The organism is Streptomyces lomondensis (genome assembly GCF_014651035.1).
Taxonomy (GTDB): Bacteria; Actinomycetota; Actinomycetes; order Streptomycetales; family Streptomycetaceae; genus Streptomyces; species Streptomyces lomondensis.
This window is the reverse complement of record NZ_BMWC01000007.1, coordinates 51,718-67,961: the sequence shown is the minus strand read 5'-3', so window position 1 is coordinate 67,961 and position 16,244 is coordinate 51,718. Positions and strand designations below refer to the sequence as shown.

The window sequence follows — 16,244 nt, the reverse complement described above, 5'->3', positions numbered from 1 at the left end:
GGTGATCGGGAACCCCAGCGGGCTTCCCGCCGTTGGAGCAGGCGTAGACGGATCGCCAGCCGTCCCACGCGGCTTCAGGTGACAATGCTGGGGTACCGTCCGAAGAACAGTCTTTTATCAAACTCACTATGGCAGGAGGGACGGGGCGGCACCGCTCCGTATGGATGGACGTGAAGCGATACTTCCGTGGGCCGGTCATGTGGATCGTGCTGGCCGTCCTTGCCGTGGTCGTGTTGATGCAGGTCGTCGGCTCGTCCGGCGGCTACAAGACGGTGGACACCGGCCAGGTCGTCCAGGCGATCAACCAGAACAAGGTGGAGTCGGCCAAGCTGACCACCGGTGACGAGCAGACCATCAAGGTCACGCTCAAGGGCGACGAAAAGGTCGAGGGCAGCTCGAAGATCCAGGCGAGCTACATCGGCGACCAGGGCGTGGACATCGCCAACACGCTGCAGAACAAGTACCAGGACAAGCAGATCCCGGACGGCTACACGGTCTCGCCGTCCAAGCAGAACCCGTTCGTCGGGCTCCTGATCAGCCTGCTCCCCTTCGTCCTCATCGTGGTCATCTTCCTGTTCCTGATGAACCAGATGCAGGGCGGCGGCTCCCGGGTCATGAACTTCGGGAAGTCCAAGGCCAAGCTGATCACCAAGGACACCCCCAAGACGACGTTCGCCGACGTCGCCGGGTCGGACGAGGCCGTCGAGGAGCTCCACGAGATCAAGGAGTTCCTCCAGGAGCCGGCCAAGTTCCAGGCCGTCGGCGCCAAGATCCCCAAGGGCGTCCTGCTCTACGGGCCTCCCGGCACCGGCAAGACCCTGCTCGCGCGTGCCGTCGCGGGCGAGGCGGGCGTGCCGTTCTACTCGATCTCCGGTTCCGACTTCGTCGAGATGTTCGTCGGTGTCGGTGCCTCCCGAGTCCGTGACCTGTTCGAGCAGGCCAAGGCGAACGCCCCGGCGATCGTCTTCGTCGACGAGATCGACGCGGTCGGCCGCCACCGCGGCGCCGGCCTCGGCGGTGGTCACGACGAGCGCGAGCAGACCCTGAACCAGCTGCTCGTCGAGATGGACGGCTTCGACGTCAAGGGCGGCGTGATCCTCATCGCCGCGACGAACCGGCCCGACATCCTCGACCCGGCGCTGCTGCGCCCGGGCCGCTTCGACCGGCAGATCGCCGTCGACCGCCCCGACATGCAGGGCCGTCTGGAGATCCTCAAGGTCCACCAGAAGGGCAAGCCGGTCGCCCCGGACGTCGACCTGTCGGCGGTCGCCCGCCGTACGCCCGGTATGACGGGTGCCGATCTGGCCAACGTGCTGAACGAGGCCGCCCTGCTGACGGCCCGCAGCGACCAGAAGCTGATCGACAACCACATGCTGGACGAGGCGATCGACCGTGTGGTCGCGGGCCCGCAGAAGCGGACCCGGATCATGTCGGACAAGGAGAAGAAGATCACCGCGTACCACGAGGGCGGACACGCCCTGGTCGCGGCGGCCTCGCCGAACTCCGATCCCGTCCACAAGATCACGATCCTGTCGCGAGGCCGCGCCCTCGGCTACACGATGGTGCTGCCGGACGAGGACAAGTACTCGACCACGCGCAACGAGATGCTGGACCAGCTCGCCTACATGCTGGGCGGCCGCGCGGCCGAGGAGCTCGTCTTCCACGACCCGACCACGGGTGCCGCCAACGACATCGAGAAGGCCACCGGTCTGGCCCGCGCGATGGTCACGCAGTACGGCATGACCGAGCGTCTCGGCGCGATCAAGTTCGGCGGCGACAACACCGAGCCGTTCCTCGGACGTGAGATGTCTCACCAGAGGGACTACTCGGAAGAGGTCGCGGCGCTGGTCGACGAAGAGGTCAAGAAGCTCATCGAGACCGCGCACAACGAGGCCTGGGAGATCCTGGTCGAGAACCGCGACGTGCTCGACAACCTCGTTCTGCAGCTGCTGGAGAAGGAGACGCTGGGCAAGGAGGAGATCGCCGAGATCTTCGCCCCGGTCGTCAAGCGCCCGCCGCGGCCCGCCTGGACCGGCTCCTCCCGCCGTACGCCGTCCACCCGCCCGCCGGTCCTCTCCCCCAAGGAGCTGGCCCTGACGAACGGGGCGAACGGCGCGACGCCGGCCATCACCACCGCGAAGAGCACCGCGGCGGAGCCCGCCCCGGCGCCCGAGCGAGCCCCGGAGGACCGCCCCGAGAGCTGATCCCGCTCCCGGTGGTCCCACCGCCCGGAATGGATGCCGCGCCCCCCAGGTTTTAGCCTGGGGGGCGCGGCTTTCCGCCATTTGCGCAGGCCGCCCCGAGAAGGACACAGGAACGAGGCACCAGATGACCGACCCCGTGACGCTGGACGGCGACGGCCAGATCGGCGAGTTCGACGAGAAGCGCGCCGAGAACGCCGTACGCGAACTGCTGATCGCGGTCGGCGAGGACCCGGATCGCGAGGGGCTGCGGGAGACGCCGGCGCGGGTGGCGCGGGCGTACCGGGAGATATTCGCGGGCCTGTGGCAGAAGCCGGAGGACGTCCTCACGACCACCTTCGATCTCGGGCACGACGAGATGGTCCTGGTGAAGGACATCGAAGTCCTGAGCTCCTGCGAACATCACCTGGTGCCGTTCGTCGGCGTGGCGCACGTCGGCTACATCCCGTCCATCGAAGGCAAGATCACCGGCCTGTCGAAGCTGGCTCGGCTCGTGGATGTGTACGCGCGGCGTCCGCAGGTGCAGGAACGACTCACCACGCAGATCGCCGACTCCCTGATGCAGATCCTGGAGCCGCGTGGCGTGATCGTCGTCGTCGAGTGCGAGCACATGTGCATGTCGATGCGCGGGGTCCGGAAGCCGGGCGCGAAGACCATCACGTCGGCGGTCCGGGGTCAGCTCCGCGACCCGGCGACCCGCAATGAGGCGATGAGCCTCATCATGGCGCGCTGACCCCGAGCGTCACGCCGCCGGGGCCGTACCCGCGCCGTCGTTCTCGTCGTCCTCCGGGAGTTTGCAGACCCGCTCCAGGAAGAGGGCGGCCGCTATGACGCCGATACCCGCGAGGACCGAGAAGCCGGCGTAGATGGCCTGGTCGCGGCGGGCGGGGATGTCGAGGGACTCCAGGAGGAAGACGCCGGTGCCGCCGTACATGCCGGAGACGAGGGCGGCGACCAGGGCACTGGCGTGGCCGAAAACGACCGCGCGGGCCGCCATCATGGGGTCGACGCCCTTGGCGTCGGGCTGCCGCTCGCGCTGGGCCTTCAGGCGGGCGCGGAGCGAGAGCGCCGTGGCCAGCAGGACCACGGCGATCAGGGCCAGCACGATGGGGGCGGCCAGAGGGACGCTCGGGAGCGTGCCGACCGAGTTCCAGAGGCGGGCGCCCGCCCAGGACAGCACTCCGGCCACGACGAAGACGCCGGCCAGCACCCTGATGCGCAGCTCTCTCACGGTGTCCCTTCGGTTCCCCCGGTCGGTCCGGCCCGGTTCGCGGCCGTCTTGACCTTAACGGCTATTCGGGCAGCCGGAGTTCCAGGTCCGTGCGCGGCGCCACGCCGCTCCGGGTGACGGCGTCCAGCAGACCGGCGACCGGGCCGCGGCCGGGGAGCTGCGCCTCGGGGTCCAGGTCGTGCCAGGGGGCCAGGACGAAGGCGCGCTCGTGGGCGCGGGGGTGGGGCAGGGTGAGCTGCGGGTCGTCGGAGACGACATCGGCGTACGACACGATGTCGACGTCCAGGGTGCGGGGGCCCCAGTGCTCGTCGCGGACGCGGTGGAAGGCCTCCTCGACCGCGTGCGCGCGCTCCAGGAGCGAGGAGGGCGGGAGGGTGGTCTTCAGGACCACGACCGCGTTGAAGTACGAGGGCTGGCTGCCGGGCTCCACGCCCCAGGGCTCCGTCTCGTAGACCGGGGAGACCGCCTTGATGCGGACGCCGGGCGTGTCCTCCAGGGCGTCGATGGCGCCCTGGAGGGTCTCCAGGCGGTTGCCGAGGTTGGAGCCGAGGGCGACCACGGCCCGTTTCGGGTTGGACAGGGTCGTGTCGGCGGCGTCGACCTTCTCGACGACGGAGGCGGGTACCGGCTGTACGGTCGGGTCGCTGGGACCCTTGAGGAAGGGCGCAGTCATACTCGGCTCCGGGTGATGGTGACGGTCACGTCGTCGAAGGGGACCCTGATCGGGGCGTCCGGCTTGTGGACGCACACCTCGACCTGCTGAACCCCCTCGTGCTTCAGACATACCTGGGCGATGCGCTCGGCGAGCGTCTCGATGAGGTCGACGGGCTCGCCCTGGACGACGGCCACGACCTCCTCCGCCACGATGCCGTAGTGCACGGTCTTCGCCAGGTCGTCGTCGGCCGCGGCCGGGCGGGTGTCCAGGCCGAGGACGAGGTCCACGATGAAGGTCTGGCCCTCCTCGCGTTCCCTCGGGAACACACCGTGGTGCCCGCGGGCCTTCAGGCCGCGCAGCGCGACACGATCCACGCGAATCACTCCTGCAATCGTCGGTCCCGGCCGGTCGGTGCCGTGTGCGGCGGCACGCCGGCCTCAGTCGAATCTACCTGCGAGCACGGACGGGGCCGGGCCACGGGGGTCGGGCCCGGCAGGATTCACCGGGCGTTTCCCCTGGGGAACCCGGCGGCTCACGGGTTGGTAGCCGCCCATACCCGCGGCTCGGTGATTCCAACCACTACCTGGCGACTACCCACTCAGGCGGGGGTGTCGTCCTGCTCGTCCTCCTCGGTTTCGGCCAGCACGGGGGAAGCGTGGTGCGACCAGAGCTTCCACCCCTGGGGCGTGCGCCGGAACACATTCGTGGCGACCACGAGCTGGCCGACGAGCGGGCCGAGCTCCTCGCCCTCGCCCTGGGGGGCGGGGCCGCCGCTGAGGATGTTCTCCGTGCAGGTGACCAGGGCGGTGTCGCCGGTGACCGAGACGTGCACGTCGGTGAGGAAGAACTGGATGTAGTCGGTGTTCGCCATGATCAGGGCGTACGAGCGGAGCACCTCGCCGCGGCCGGTGAGCACGGGCCAGCCGGGGTGCACGCAGGAGACCACGCCGGTGTCGGCCGGGTCGTGGTAGGTCTCGTCGACGCCCAGGTCGGAGGGGGTCAGCCAGAGCGACGCGAGTTCCTCGAAGTCGCCCCGTTCCAGTGCCTCGTAGAAGGCGGTGTTGGCGGCCTCGACCTGCTCGACGTCGGTGTGCGGGGCGCTCACCGGGCTCCCTCTGCGCCGGTGCGTGCTCCTTCGAGGGCGCGCGCGACGCGTACGGCGTCGGAGGTGGCGCGGACCTCGTGCACCCGTACCGCCCACGCCCCGGCGTGCGCCGCGAGCGCGGAGACGGCGGCGGTGGCGGCGTCGCGTTCGCGGGCGGGCGGGGGCGGGCCGTCCGGGGCGGCCAGGACGCGGCCGAGGAACCGCTTGCGGGAGGCGGCGACGAGCAGCGGGTGGCCGAGGCCGAGGATCCGGTCCAGACCGGCGAGGAGCGCGAGGTCGTGCTCGGCGTCCTTGGAGAAGCCGAGGCCGGGGTCGACGATGACGCGGTCGGGGGCGATGCCGCCCGCCAGGACGGCCTCCACGCGCGCGTGCAGCTCGTCGACGACCTCGGTGACGACGTCCGTGTACACGCCCTTGACGTTGCCGCCTTCGAGGAAGCCGCGCCAGTGCATGACGACGAAGGGGGCGCCGGCGTCGGCGACGGCCGGGATCATGCGGGGGTCGGCGAGGCCGCCGCTGACGTCGTTGACGAGGGCGGCGCCGGCCGCGAGGGCCCGTTCGGCGACGGAGGCGCGCATGGTGTCGACGGAGACGGTGACGCCCTCGGAGGCCAGATCGCGCACGACGGGGATGACGCGGCGCAGCTCCTCGGCCTCGTCGACCCGGGTGGCGCCGGGGCGGGTGGACTCGCCGCCGACGTCGACCAGGTCCGCGCCCTCGGTGACCAGGGCGAGGCCGTGCTTGACGGCGGCCGTGGTGTCGAAGTAGCGGCCGCCGTCGGAGAAGGAGTCGGGGGTGACGTTCACGACTCCCATGACCGCGCAGCGGTCCCATTCCGGTAGGCCCGCCACGCGCCCGCGTCCGCTCTGGTTGCTCATATGTTCAGCGTAGGCCCCGGGGGCTTCTGATGGATCTCCGCGGCGTCCGGGTCACGCCGCTCGGACGCTGCGTTCCGTCGTCGTGCCGTGGGGGCACGGGCGGCGGCTCGCGGTGCGGCGGCGGCGCAGGAAGCGCGGCAGGGGCAGGGCGAGGTTGACGAAACCTTCCGCCTGCATGGCGGCGAAGCCGATGCGGGGCAGGTCGGCGGAGGCCCGGTAGACGACGAAGCGGGGCTCCCAGCGCGGCCGGAACTTGGCGTTGAACTTGTACAGGGACTCGATCTGGAACCAGCGGGAGAGGAAGACCAGCAGTCCGCGCCAGGCGCGCAGCACGGGGCCGGCGCCTATCTTCTCGCCGCGGGCCAGGGCCGAGCGGAACATGGCGAAGTTGAGGGAGACCCGCTCGATGCCGAGCCTGGGGGCGGCCTGGAGGGCGGCCACGATGAGCAGTTCGTTCATGCCGGGATCGGCCGAGCGGTCGCGGCGCATGAGGTCCAGGGAGACGCCGTCGTGGCCCCAGGGCACGAAGTGCAGGACCGCCTTCAGGTCGCCGTAGGGGCCGGGGTGGTCGTCCTGCTTGTGGGCGGTGGCGATGAGGCAGTCGCCGTCGGCGGGGTCGCCGACGCGGCCCAGGGCCATGGAGAAACCGCGCTCGGTGTCGGTGCCGCGCCAGTCGTCGGCGGCGCGCCGGATGCGCTCCAGTTCGGCCTCGCCGAGGTCACGGACACGTCGTACCCGGGTTTCGTAACCGGCGCGCTCGATGCGCTTGACCATCTGGCGCACGTTGCGCATCGCGCGGCCGGCGAGTGAGAAATCCTTGACGTCCACCACCGCCTCGTCGCCCAGTTCGAGGGCGTCGAGACCGGTCTCGCGGGTCCACACCTCACCGCCGGTCTCGGAGCAGCCCATGACGGCGGGGGTCCAGGAGTGGGCCTTGGCCTCGTCCATGAACCGCTCGATGGCGCCGGGCCAGGCCTCGACGTCGCCGATCGGGTCGCCGCTGGCGAGCATCACGCCGGAGACGACGCGGTAGGTGACGGCCGCCTTGCCGCTGGGGGAGAACACCACGGCCTTGTCGCGGCGCAGCGCGAAGTGGCCGAGGGAGTCGCGGCCGCCGTGCTTCTCCAGCAGGGCGCGCAGCTTCGCCTCGTCCTCCTCGGTGAGCTGTGCGGCCGGGTGTTCGGGGCGGAAGGCCAGGTAGATGGTGGTGACGGCGGTGAGCAGGCCGAGGGCGCCGAGCGAGAAGGCGACGGTCCAGGAGGTGTTGCCCTGGTAGTCGACCGGGCCCTCGAAGCCGAACAGGCCGTAGATGACGTGGGTGATGCGGTCGGCCAGGCTCGGGTCGCCGATGATGCGTTCGGAGTGGACGCTGACGATGAGCAGGCCCAGCACGAGCGAGCCGGCGCTCATCAGCACGAAGTTGGCGAGCGCCCGCCAGCGGCTGCGTGGGTCGGGCAGGGCGTTGAACTGGTCGCGGTGGCGCAGCAGGGGCGCCAGCAGGGCCAGCGAGATGAGGACGCCCACGAGGGAGTGCCGGTAGGTGAACTGCGCGACGGCGCCGGCCGGCAGCAGGGCCACGGCCGCCCGCCAGGCCCGGCGCTTGCCGCGCTTGAGACCGTGCGCGAGCAGCAGCAACAGCACGCCCGCGCTCAGCGACAGGGCCGCCGCGAACGGGCCGAGCGCGCCGGGCAGCACCTCGGCGAGGGCGTGCATACGGCTGTGCCGGAAGCGCGGGAAGACGCCCGCGGCGATGTCCAGCACGCCCACGAGGGCACAGGCTCTGCCGACGAGGAGCGGGACGGCCTCGGGGCGTGGTCCGCGCAGCAGGCGGCCCACCCGGCTCGCCCGGCCCGCACGAGTCGCACCGCTTCGGCGACTCGGAACCTCACCCGACATTTCCTCATCTGTCCTGACAGACATCGCATCCCACTAGTTCTGCGAGAGACCTTGGATCCGGTGCCGATTCGGGCATCCGGCGACATTGCGCCCTCTAGGACGGTGTCTCGGGGGGAGAGGTTCACTCCCCACGTCAAAGCCGTTTCAAAGGCAAAGGAAAGTCCGGGACAAGCCCGCGCGAAGGTGTGATCGCGGGCGGGGCCGGGCGGAGAGCGCGGACAGGTAACCAACCCATGGGTCTCACGAGCAACAAGGTGCTGGCGCTGGCGGTGCTGTCCGCCGTGCTGCTGTTCGCCGGCACGGTCTGGCTGTGGCCACGGCTGGCCCGGCGCAGTTGGCGGGCGGTGGCCGGGCGGGTCGGGCTGCTGCTGGCCACCCAGGTGGCGCTGTTCGCCGCGGTCGGTCTCGCCGCCAACCAGGCCTTCGGGTTCTACGCGAGCTGGGCGGACCTGTTCGGGCAGGAGAAGGACCAGGGCGTGGTCGTCGACCACACGCCGGGCCAGGGCCCGCTGGAGGTGGTCGGCTCGCGGCGGGTGCCGGGGGCGGGCGGGGTGAATCCCCAGGCCGGCGGCCGGATCCAGCAGGTCGACATCGTGGGCCGTACCACCCGCATCGCGACGCCCGCCTATGTCTACCTGCCGCCGGAGTACTTCCAGCCGCGGTACCGCACCCACAGGTTCCCCGCGGCCGTCGTGTTGACCGGGTACCCGGGCACGGCGTCGGCGCTGGTGGAGAAGCTCCACTACCCGCGCACGGCCCTGGAGCTGGCCCGGGCGGGCCGGGCGCAGCCGATGATCCTCGTGATGCTGCGGCCGACGGTGGCGCCGCCCCGGGACACGGAGTGCGTGGACGTCCCGGGCGGTCCGCAGACCGAGTCGTTCTTCGCGAGGGATCTGCCCGACGCGTTGCGCTCGCACTACCGGGTGGCCGAAAAGCCGGGCGGCCTGGGCATCATCGGCAACTCGACGGGCGGCTACTGCGCGTTGAAGATCGCCATGCACCATCCTGATGTGTACGCCGCCGGTGCGGGCCTGTCCGCGTACTACAAGGCGCCGATCGACGCCACGACGGGCGATCTCTTCCAGGGCGACAAGGGGCTGCGCAATCGCGCCGACCTGTGGTGGTATCTCAGGCACAGGACCGCGCCCGACACTTCGCTGCTGGTCACCAGCAGCAAGCTGGGCGAGTCCAACTACAAGGACACGCTGAAGTTCATAGAGCGGGTCAAGGGCACAGGTCTGACGCGGATCTCGTCGATCATCCTGGAAAGCGGCGGCCACAACTTCAACACCTGGCGGCGTGAGATTCCGGCGACGCTGGAGTGGATGAGCGGGCGGCTGGACGGCCACTGAAAATGATCTTGCGGAATTGAGCGAACGGTTGATTCCGCTTCTTCCCGAGTTCTGATGCGGTGTGAGTCCCTTGGTGTGGCTTTGTTTTTGCGGGGTGGGTCACCACGATTCGCCTACGCGCGGTAAGTTTCTGGCCATGCCACGTGGACGTCATCGCCATTCCCCGCCCCTGCACAGGCTGCTGCCCCCGTCGGCGATCGCAGGCGTCTCCCTCGTCTGCGCCCTGGGGCCCTGGGTGTTCACGGAGCCGACGGTGCTCCGCGGTCTGGCGGCGGCCGCCGCGGCGACGGCGGTCGTCGGCGCGGTCGTGCTGCGCCGCTGGGACATCCAGGCGGGCAAGCAGGTCGCCGACCTCACGCGCGCGCGTGCGAGCGACGAGTGGCGCTTCGAGGAGCGGGTCGCCGAACTGGAGGCCGACCTCGAGGAGTCCCGCGAGCTGCGCGCGAAGCTGGAGCAGCGGCTGCGCGCCAAGCGCACCGAACTGGCCGGGCTGCGCAACGAGCACGCCGCGCTGCTGCGCCGGTACGCCACGGCGGAGACCGAGCGCGCGAGCGTCCTGGAGGAGCGCCGGGTGCTGGAGATAGAGGCGACGGCTCCGGTACGGGCCGCGCTGCCCGCGGGGGCGGCGGACGCCGCCGGGCAGGACGAGGCGCCTCTCGCCGTCGAGGAGGAGCCCGCGATTCCCGCCGTGTTCTCGCCGGAGGGCTCCCGGCTGTTCCTGCGGGCCGCGGCCGCGCTCGCCCGGTTCGACGGCGAGACGGCCCCGGACCCGGACGGCGGCGGCGACGACGACGGCGTACCGAAGGGCGAGGACGCGGAGCCCGCGCGGGAGCCGCGGCAGGAGCAGGCCGAGCAGCGGGAGCAGGCCCAGGAGGACGAGGCGCAGGGGCAGTCCGAGGCGGTCGACGGGCCCGAGCACGCGACCGCCGCCACTGCCGAGAAGGCCGAGACCGGGCAACTCCCGGAGCCCGCCCGGGCCGGAGAGCCGGTTTCCGGTCACTACACCGTCCCGACCGCCGTGGCCGTCGCGCCGCAGCCGCCGGTGCGACGCCCCCTGACCGAGGGCGGGTTCGACTTCTTCGGCACCAAGCAGGGCACCTCGCGGGCGGCCCTGGAGGCGGTGCAGAACGAGGACCTCGCCGATGTCGTCGGCCAGGAGGCCCTCGCCCTGCACAAGGCCGAGACCGAGGCCGGGTTCAAGCCGGCGGACGAGGAGTCGCGCGGGATCGGCCAGGTCATCGACCTGACGGCGCACGACGAGACCGAGCAGATCGACGTACAGGGGCTGCGGAGCGCGGTGTCCTGAGGTCCGTTCAGACGGAGGGCCCCTCGGCTACGGCCGGGGGGCCTTCGGCTTGTCTGGGCCTCGGTTTGTCTGGGGCCTCGGTTTGTCTGTGGCCTTCGGTTTGTGTGGGGCCTTGGGCTTGTGTGGGGGTCACGCCATCCAGCGGTCCAGCCGCGCGTCCCTGCGCCCGGTGCGTGACCGTTCCGCCTGTGCCGCCAGCAGCTCGCGCGCCTCGGCGGTGTCCCGCAGCCGTGCCGTCACCGTCTTGTTCGCGCCCGTGTCCACGTGCACGTCGGCCACGCCCCGGGCCCGTTCCCACGGCCCCTGGGTCATCCGTACGCTCTGCACCTTGGCGTGCGGCACCAGCGCCAGACTCCGCCGCAGCAGCCCGGACCGCGCCGCGAACACCGCGTCGGTGACGGCGAGCCCGTACCCCCGCCACCACACCGGCACGCACCAGCGGGCGCGGCGCGGCGACGGCGACAGGGCCGCGCCCTCCGGCACGGTCACGCCGGGCAGCACGCGCGCGACGACGGCCTCCGCGACCTCGCGCGGAGCGACCGGCACCAGCACGGAGTTGGACGAGCCCGCCACGTCCAGCTCCACCCGCACTAAGCCGCGCCGCCGCCACAGCAGCGGCTCCACGATCCGCACGGTCTGCACACGCCCCGGCGGCACCGTCTCGTGGGCCCGGTCCAGCAGGCCGTGGTCGATGCGCAGCCCGTCGGGCGACTCGCCCACCGTCCAGTCGTACTCGGCGACGAACCGCCCCACGCTGCTCGCGCCCGCCGCGCCCAGCAGCGGCAGCGCGGTGGCCAGGACCGTCCACACGCTCTCCGTGGCCAGCCACAGCACTGGCGGGACGACGAGCGCCGCGGCCAGCGAGCCCCAGGTCGCGCCGGTCAGCACCAGCGACACGGCGAGCACGCCGGGCGGCACCCGGAGCAGCTGCCGGGACGGGGCCTCGCCGACCTCGTGCGCGGTCTCGGGGGCGAATCCGGCCGCCCGGGCGAGCAGTTCGGCGCGCAGCGCCCGCGCCTCGTCGGCGCCGAGGAAGGCCAGTTCGTCCTTCTTGTCGGTCCCTATGACGTCGAGTTTCAGCTTGGCGACGCCCGCGACCCGGGCGAGCAGCGGCTGGTTGATGTCGATGGCCTGGACCCGCTCCAGCCGGATGTGCGCGGTGCGCCGGAACACCAGTCCGGTACGGATGCGCAGTTCGGTCTCGGTCACCGCGAAGTGGGTGAACCACCAGGAGCAGAAGCCGTAGAGGGCGGCGGCCGGGACGATCACGGCGAGGCCGATCAGCAGCGTGGTCGTGGTGAGGCGGGCCAGATGGCGCTGCGCGCCGTCGGGATCGTGCACCGCCCAGCCGGCGATCACGGCGACCGGTGCCCAGGCGCGGCGCAGGGGTGTGACGGGGTGCAGCCGCCGCTCGGCCGGCCCGCCCTCGGCCTCGGCGGCCCCCGTGGCCCCGGCGGTCTCGGGCGCCGTCACAGCCCCGCCGATCGGGCCTCGCCCAGCTCGGTGAGCCGGTCGCGCAGCCGTTCCGCCTCGGCCGGGTCCAGGCCCGGGATGGTCGCGTCGGTCGCCGCGGCGGCCGTGTGCAGCTGCACGCTGGCCAGCCCGAAGTGCCGCTCGACCGGCCCGGAGGTGACCTCGACCAGCTGCATCCGCCCGTACGGCACGACGGTCTCCTCGCGCCACAGCACGCCCCGGCTGATCAGCAGGTCGTCGGCGCGCTCGGCGTACCGCCAGGAACGCCAGTTGCGGTCGATCATCACCCAGCCCCAGCACGTCAGCGCCAGCGGCACCACCGCGAAGGCGGCCCAGGCGGGCCCGGCCAGCAGACCCGGCAGCAGCCCGGCGGCCAGGCTGATCACCCCGAGCCACACGACCAGCAGCAGCCGCCGCATCTTCAGCAGGCCGGGGGGCAGGGCGATCCAGACGGGCTCGTCTGCCGGGCGGGCCCCTGCGGGACCTTCCACCCCTGACGGACCTTCCACCCCTGTGGCTCCTGGCGTGCCCTCTGGCTCCGCCGGCACCGGCATGGCCGCTGCCCGCGACCCGGCCGTGCCGTCTGCCCCCGCCGACCCGGCCGTGCTGTCGGCCCCCGTCGGCTCCGCCTCGTGCGGACTCCCCGTTTCCATGGGGCCAGCGTACGTAGGAGAGACTGTGTCCATGACTCCTACGACGGAGACCATGGTCGGAATCGGCGGCGCCGCGGAGAGCACCGACATGGTGCTCAACATCGGGCCCCAGCACCCGTCCACGCACGGCGTGCTGCGGCTGAAGCTCGTCCTGGACGGGGAGCGCATCACGCACGCGGAGCCGGTGATCGGCTACATGCACCGCGGCGCGGAGAAGCTGTTCGAGGCCCGCGACTACCGCCAGATCATCATGCTCGCCAACCGCCACGACTGGCTGTCGGCGTTCTCCAACGAGCTGGGCGTGGTCCTCGCCGTGGAGCGGATGCTCGGCATGGAGGTCCCCGAGCGGGCGGTGTGGCTGCGCACGCTGCTCGCCGAGCTGAACCGGGTGCTCAACCACCTGATGTTCCTCGGCTCGTACCCGCTGGAGCTCGGCGGGATCACCCCGATCTTCTACGCCTTCCGGGAGCGCGAGGAGCTCCAGCACGTCATGGAGGAGGTCTCCGGCGGGCGTATGCACTACATGTTCAACCGCGTCGGCGGGCTCAAGGAGGACCTGCCGGCCGGGTGGACGGCACGCGCGCGTGCCGCCGTCGCCGACGTGCGCTCCCGGATGGACCGCTTCGACGACCTCGTGCTCGGCAACGAGATCTTCCGGGGCCGCACCCGGGGCGTCGGCACGCTCAGCCCGGAGACCGTGCACGCGTACGGGGTCAGCGGCCCGCTCGGGCGCGCCTCGGGCGTCGACTTCGACCTGCGCCGGGACGAGCCGTACCTTGCCTACGGCGACCTCCAGGACACCCTGCGGGTGGTGACCCGGCAGGAGGGCGACTGCCTCGCCCGCTTCGAGTGCCTCCTGGAGCAGACGCACAACGCGCTGGACCTGGCCGACGCCTGCCTCGACCGGCTCGCCGAGCTGCCGCCCGGGCCGGTCAACCAGCGGCTCCCGAAGGTGCTGAAGGCGCCCGAGGGGCACACGTACGCCTGGACCGAGAACCCCCTCGGCATCAACGGCTACTACCTGGTCAGCAAGGGCGAGAAGACCCCGTACCGGCTGAAGCTGCGCTCGGCCTCGTACAACAACATCCAGGCGCTGACGGAGCTGCTGCCGGGGACGCTGGTCGCGGACATGGTGGCGATCCTGGGGTCGATGTTCTTCGTCGTGGGCGATATCGACAAGTAGCGGCCCGCAGCCGCTAGAACGGGTCCTCGATCCCCACCGGCTGCACCAGCCACCCGAAGTCGCCGAGCCCGCCCGTCGCCGTGAGCTCGGCGGCCTCCCCGGCGCTCGCGAGGGCGCGCACATAGGCGGTGGGGTCGGTGGACGCCAGCGTGAGCGGGGGGCGTGCGCCGGTCACACCCAGGGCGTGCAGGGCCTCGCGCTGCGGGAGCACCCGCCCGCCGGGCAGCGCGCACGCGTCCAGGGCGACGTGGGCGGTGATGTCGCAGGAGCCGTCCGGTACGGGTGTGGTCTCGCGGCCCTCCCGGAAGCCGGTGAGCGTCCCGAACGGCGGCCGGGCGTCCGCCGTGTGCGCGTAGTCCACGGCGACCGCGAGCCCCCGCCGCAGTGTCCCGACCGCCGCGGCCCAGGCCTCGTCCCTGGGCAGGCCGATCTCGGCCCGCAGCCCCGCCTCGCCGGACAGCGGCCACCAGCGCTCCAGCCACCGCGCCCCCGCCCCGGCGACCGGCTCCCCGAGCCGCTCCGTCCCGTCGCCCCGGACCAGCACCAGCCGGGCCACGCCCGCGGAGTCCACCTCCGCGACCTCCACGGGCACGTTGTCCAGCCACTCGTTGGCGAACAGCAGCCCGGTCGTCCCCTCAGGGGGCGTGGCCCGCCACTCGATCCGGTGATCGAGCCCCGCGGGCCGCTCGGCGATTTCGACGGCGTACGCGCGCGTGCGGCCCGCCACCTCCGCGGGCAGCGCGGCGAGCACCCCGGCGGCCAGTTCGCCCCGCCCGGCCGCCATGTCGACGAAGTCCAGCGCCGCGGGCCGCCCCAGCGCCTCGTCGACGCGGCACAGCAGCCGCGCCACGGCCCCGGCGAACAGCGGCGACGCGTGCACGGACGTACGGAAGTGCCCGGCCGGCCCCTCGGCCCGCCGGTAGAAGCCGCCCGGCCCGTACAGGGCCTCCCGTGCCGCGGCGCGCCACCCGCGCCACTCGTCCCTCGTCCGCGCTGTCACCGGCCCAGGCTATGCGGACACAACGAACGCAACTCCACCTTGCGGAGTACGCGCGCCGCACCCGGATCGGCCCTCCGGTTGACCCCTGCACCTATCCCGCTTCCCTACGCTGGGTTACGTGCAGCGCCTCTATGACTTTCTCCGCAGGCACCCGACGTGGGTCGACGGCACCTGGGCCGTGATCCTCCTCGGGATGTCGCTGGTGGGCGGGGTGGCGGGCGGGTACGGTTCCCCGGCCGCCGCCGTTCCCCTCACCCTGCTGCTCTGCCTGGTGATCGCGCTGCGCCGCCGGATGCCGGAGAAGATGCTGCTGCTCGCGACCGCGGTCGGAGTCGCCCAGCTGATCACCGACGTGCAGATCACTCCCGCCGACTTCGCCCTGCTGGTGATCGCCTACACGGTCGCGGCGGAGGGCGCGCGCTGGGCCTCCCGCTTCGCGCTGGGCGCCGGCCTGTGCGCGGCTCCCCTGGCCCAGATGCGCTGGCCGAGCGAGGAGACGTCCGTCTTCGGCAACGTCGTCCTGACGGTCTTCATGACCGTGCCCTTCGCCCTCGCCTGGGTGCTCGGCGACTCCATCCGCACCCGCCGCGCCTACTTCGCCCAGCTGGAGGAGCGCGCCGCCCGCCTGGAGAAGGAGCGCGAGGCGCAGTCCAAGGTCGCCGTCGCCGCCGAACGCGCCCGCATCGCCCGCGAGCTGCACGACGTCGTCGCGCACAACGTGTCGGTGATGGTGGTCCAGGCCGACGGCGCCGCCTACGTCCTCGACGCCGCGCCCGACCAGGCGAAGAAGGCCCTGGAGACCATCTCCTCCACCGGCCGCCAGGCTCTCGCCGAGATGCGCCGCCTGCTCGGCGTGCTGCGCACCGGGGAGCACGAGGAGGCCGGCGAGTACGTGCCGCAGCCCGACGTGCGGCAGATCGAGGACCTCGTGGAGCAGTGCCGCGGGTCCGGACTGCCCGTCGACTTCAAGGTCGAGGGCACCCCGCGCCCGCTGCCCAGCGGCGTCGAGCTGACGGCGTACCGCATCGTGCAGGAGGCGCTCACCAACACGCGCAAGCACGGCGGGCCCAACGCGGGCGCCAGCGTGCGCCTGGTGTACTTCGACGACGGCCTCGGCCTGCTCGTCGAGGACGACGGCAAGGGCGCCCCGCACGAGCTGTACGAGGAGGGCGGTTTCGACGGCCAGGGCCACGGACTGATCGGCATGCGCGAGCGCGTCGGAATGGTCGGCGGCACCCTGGACGCCGGCCCGCGCCCGGGCGGAGGATTCCGCATCAGTGCCCTGCTGCCGCTCAAACCCGCGCACTGACC

The 16,244-nt window shown here is 72.1% G+C and carries 15 protein-coding genes; 6 read left to right on the top strand and 9 right to left on the bottom strand.

Annotated elements, in window-relative coordinates; all coding sequences use genetic code 11:
• The first annotated feature begins 164 nt into the window (after positions 1-164).
• Both ftsH and folE read left to right on the top strand, forming a co-directional pair.
• Positions 165-2,204, top strand: coding sequence for an ATP-dependent zinc metalloprotease FtsH (gene ftsH / locus IE255_RS23340; RefSeq protein ID WP_190052332.1), 2,040 nt, complete (start codon positions 165-167; stop codon positions 2,202-2,204).
• A 124-nt stretch (positions 2,205-2,328) separates the two neighbouring features.
• Entirely contained in the window at positions 2,329-2,934 is a 606-nt protein-coding gene (folE, locus tag IE255_RS23335; protein ID WP_190052331.1) for a GTP cyclohydrolase I FolE, read from the top strand.
• 9 nt (positions 2,935-2,943) lie between these two features.
• On the opposite strand, the gene IE255_RS23330 is transcribed toward folE, so the two are convergent.
• The 6 genes from IE255_RS23330 to IE255_RS23305 all read right to left on the bottom strand — a co-directional run bounded on the left by IE255_RS23330 (position 2,944) and on the right by IE255_RS23305 (position 7,966).
• Positions 2,944-3,432: a DUF3180 domain-containing protein gene (locus IE255_RS23330; RefSeq protein ID WP_190052330.1), complete on the bottom strand. Its 489-nt coding sequence runs from the start codon at positions 3,430-3,432 to the stop codon at positions 2,944-2,946.
• A gap of 61 nt (positions 3,433-3,493) precedes the next feature.
• Entirely contained in the window at positions 3,494-4,105 is a 612-nt protein-coding gene (folK, locus tag IE255_RS23325; protein WP_190052329.1) for a 2-amino-4-hydroxy-6-hydroxymethyldihydropteridine diphosphokinase, read from the bottom strand.
• A complete protein-coding gene (gene folB / locus IE255_RS23320; protein WP_190052328.1) occupies positions 4,102-4,461 on the bottom strand; it encodes a dihydroneopterin aldolase in 360 nt (119 codons plus the stop codon). The genes folK and folB overlap by 4 nt, the downstream gene beginning before the upstream one ends.
• A gap of 224 nt (positions 4,462-4,685) precedes the next feature.
• Positions 4,686-5,192: a nuclear transport factor 2 family protein gene (locus IE255_RS23315; RefSeq protein WP_190052327.1), complete on the bottom strand. Its 507-nt coding sequence runs from the start codon at positions 5,190-5,192 to the stop codon at positions 4,686-4,688.
• A complete protein-coding gene (gene folP, locus IE255_RS23310; protein ID WP_190052326.1) occupies positions 5,189-6,070 on the bottom strand; it encodes a dihydropteroate synthase in 882 nt (293 codons plus the stop codon). The genes IE255_RS23315 and folP overlap by 4 nt, the downstream gene beginning before the upstream one ends.
• A gap of 51 nt (positions 6,071-6,121) precedes the next feature.
• Positions 6,122-7,966 carry a phosphatidylglycerol lysyltransferase domain-containing protein gene (locus IE255_RS23305; protein ID WP_190052325.1) on the bottom strand — a complete coding sequence of 615 codons (1,845 nt, stop codon included), beginning with the start codon at positions 7,964-7,966 and terminating at the stop codon, positions 6,122-6,124.
• A 233-nt stretch (positions 7,967-8,199) separates the two neighbouring features.
• Between IE255_RS23305 and IE255_RS23300 the strand changes: the two genes are divergently transcribed.
• Positions 8,200-9,318: an alpha/beta hydrolase gene (locus IE255_RS23300; RefSeq protein WP_190052324.1), complete on the top strand. Its 1,119-nt coding sequence runs from the start codon at positions 8,200-8,202 to the stop codon at positions 9,316-9,318.
• A 136-nt stretch (positions 9,319-9,454) separates the two neighbouring features.
• Positions 9,455-10,624, top strand: coding sequence for a hypothetical protein (locus tag IE255_RS23295; RefSeq protein WP_190052323.1), 1,170 nt, complete (start codon positions 9,455-9,457; stop codon positions 10,622-10,624).
• A 129-nt stretch (positions 10,625-10,753) separates the two neighbouring features.
• On the opposite strand, the gene IE255_RS23290 is transcribed toward IE255_RS23295, so the two are convergent.
• Both IE255_RS23290 and IE255_RS23285 read right to left on the bottom strand, forming a co-directional pair.
• Positions 10,754-12,109: a PH domain-containing protein gene (locus tag IE255_RS23290; protein WP_506005215.1), complete on the bottom strand. Its 1,356-nt coding sequence runs from the start codon at positions 12,107-12,109 to the stop codon at positions 10,754-10,756.
• Positions 12,094-12,651: a PH domain-containing protein gene (locus IE255_RS23285; protein ID WP_267974554.1), complete on the bottom strand. Its 558-nt coding sequence runs from the start codon at positions 12,649-12,651 to the stop codon at positions 12,094-12,096. The genes IE255_RS23290 and IE255_RS23285 overlap by 16 nt, the downstream gene beginning before the upstream one ends.
• A 130-nt stretch (positions 12,652-12,781) precedes the next feature.
• Here IE255_RS23285 and IE255_RS23280 point away from each other — a divergent pair, with 130 nt between their 5' ends.
• Positions 12,782-13,933, top strand: coding sequence for an NADH-quinone oxidoreductase subunit D (locus IE255_RS23280; protein ID WP_190052320.1), 1,152 nt, complete (start codon positions 12,782-12,784; stop codon positions 13,931-13,933).
• 13 nt (positions 13,934-13,946) lie between these two features.
• Here the strand turns inward: IE255_RS23280 and IE255_RS23275 are convergent, their stop codons facing one another.
• Positions 13,947-14,933, bottom strand: coding sequence for an SAM-dependent methyltransferase (locus IE255_RS23275; RefSeq protein ID WP_190052319.1), 987 nt, complete (start codon positions 14,931-14,933; stop codon positions 13,947-13,949).
• Between the two features lie 118 nt (positions 14,934-15,051).
• On the opposite strand from IE255_RS23275, the gene IE255_RS23270 reads away from it, so the two are divergent.
• A complete protein-coding gene (locus IE255_RS23270; RefSeq protein WP_190052318.1) occupies positions 15,052-16,242 on the top strand; it encodes a sensor histidine kinase in 1,191 nt (396 codons plus the stop codon).
• The last annotated feature ends 2 nt before the right edge of the window (positions 16,243-16,244 follow it).

Coding starts and splice junctions, on each gene's coding strand:
- ftsH (WP_190052332.1), top strand. CDS start 165: ATGGACGTGAAGCGATACTTCCGTGGGCCGGTCATGTGGATCGTGCTG.
- folE (WP_190052331.1), top strand. CDS start 2,329: ATGACCGACCCCGTGACGCTGGACGGCGACGGCCAGATCGGCGAGTTC.
- folK (WP_190052329.1), bottom strand. CDS start 4,105: ATGACTGCGCCCTTCCTCAAGGGTCCCAGCGACCCGACCGTACAGCCG.
- folP (WP_190052326.1), bottom strand. CDS start 6,070: ATGAGCAACCAGAGCGGACGCGGGCGCGTGGCGGGCCTACCGGAATGG.
- IE255_RS23305 (WP_190052325.1), bottom strand. CDS start 7,966: ATGTCGGGTGAGGTTCCGAGTCGCCGAAGCGGTGCGACTCGTGCGGGC.
- IE255_RS23300 (WP_190052324.1), top strand. CDS start 8,200: ATGGGTCTCACGAGCAACAAGGTGCTGGCGCTGGCGGTGCTGTCCGCC.
- IE255_RS23295 (WP_190052323.1), top strand. CDS start 9,455: ATGCCACGTGGACGTCATCGCCATTCCCCGCCCCTGCACAGGCTGCTG.
- IE255_RS23285 (WP_267974554.1), bottom strand. CDS start 12,651: ATGCCGGTGCCGGCGGAGCCAGAGGGCACGCCAGGAGCCACAGGGGTG.
- IE255_RS23280 (WP_190052320.1), top strand. CDS start 12,782: ATGACTCCTACGACGGAGACCATGGTCGGAATCGGCGGCGCCGCGGAG.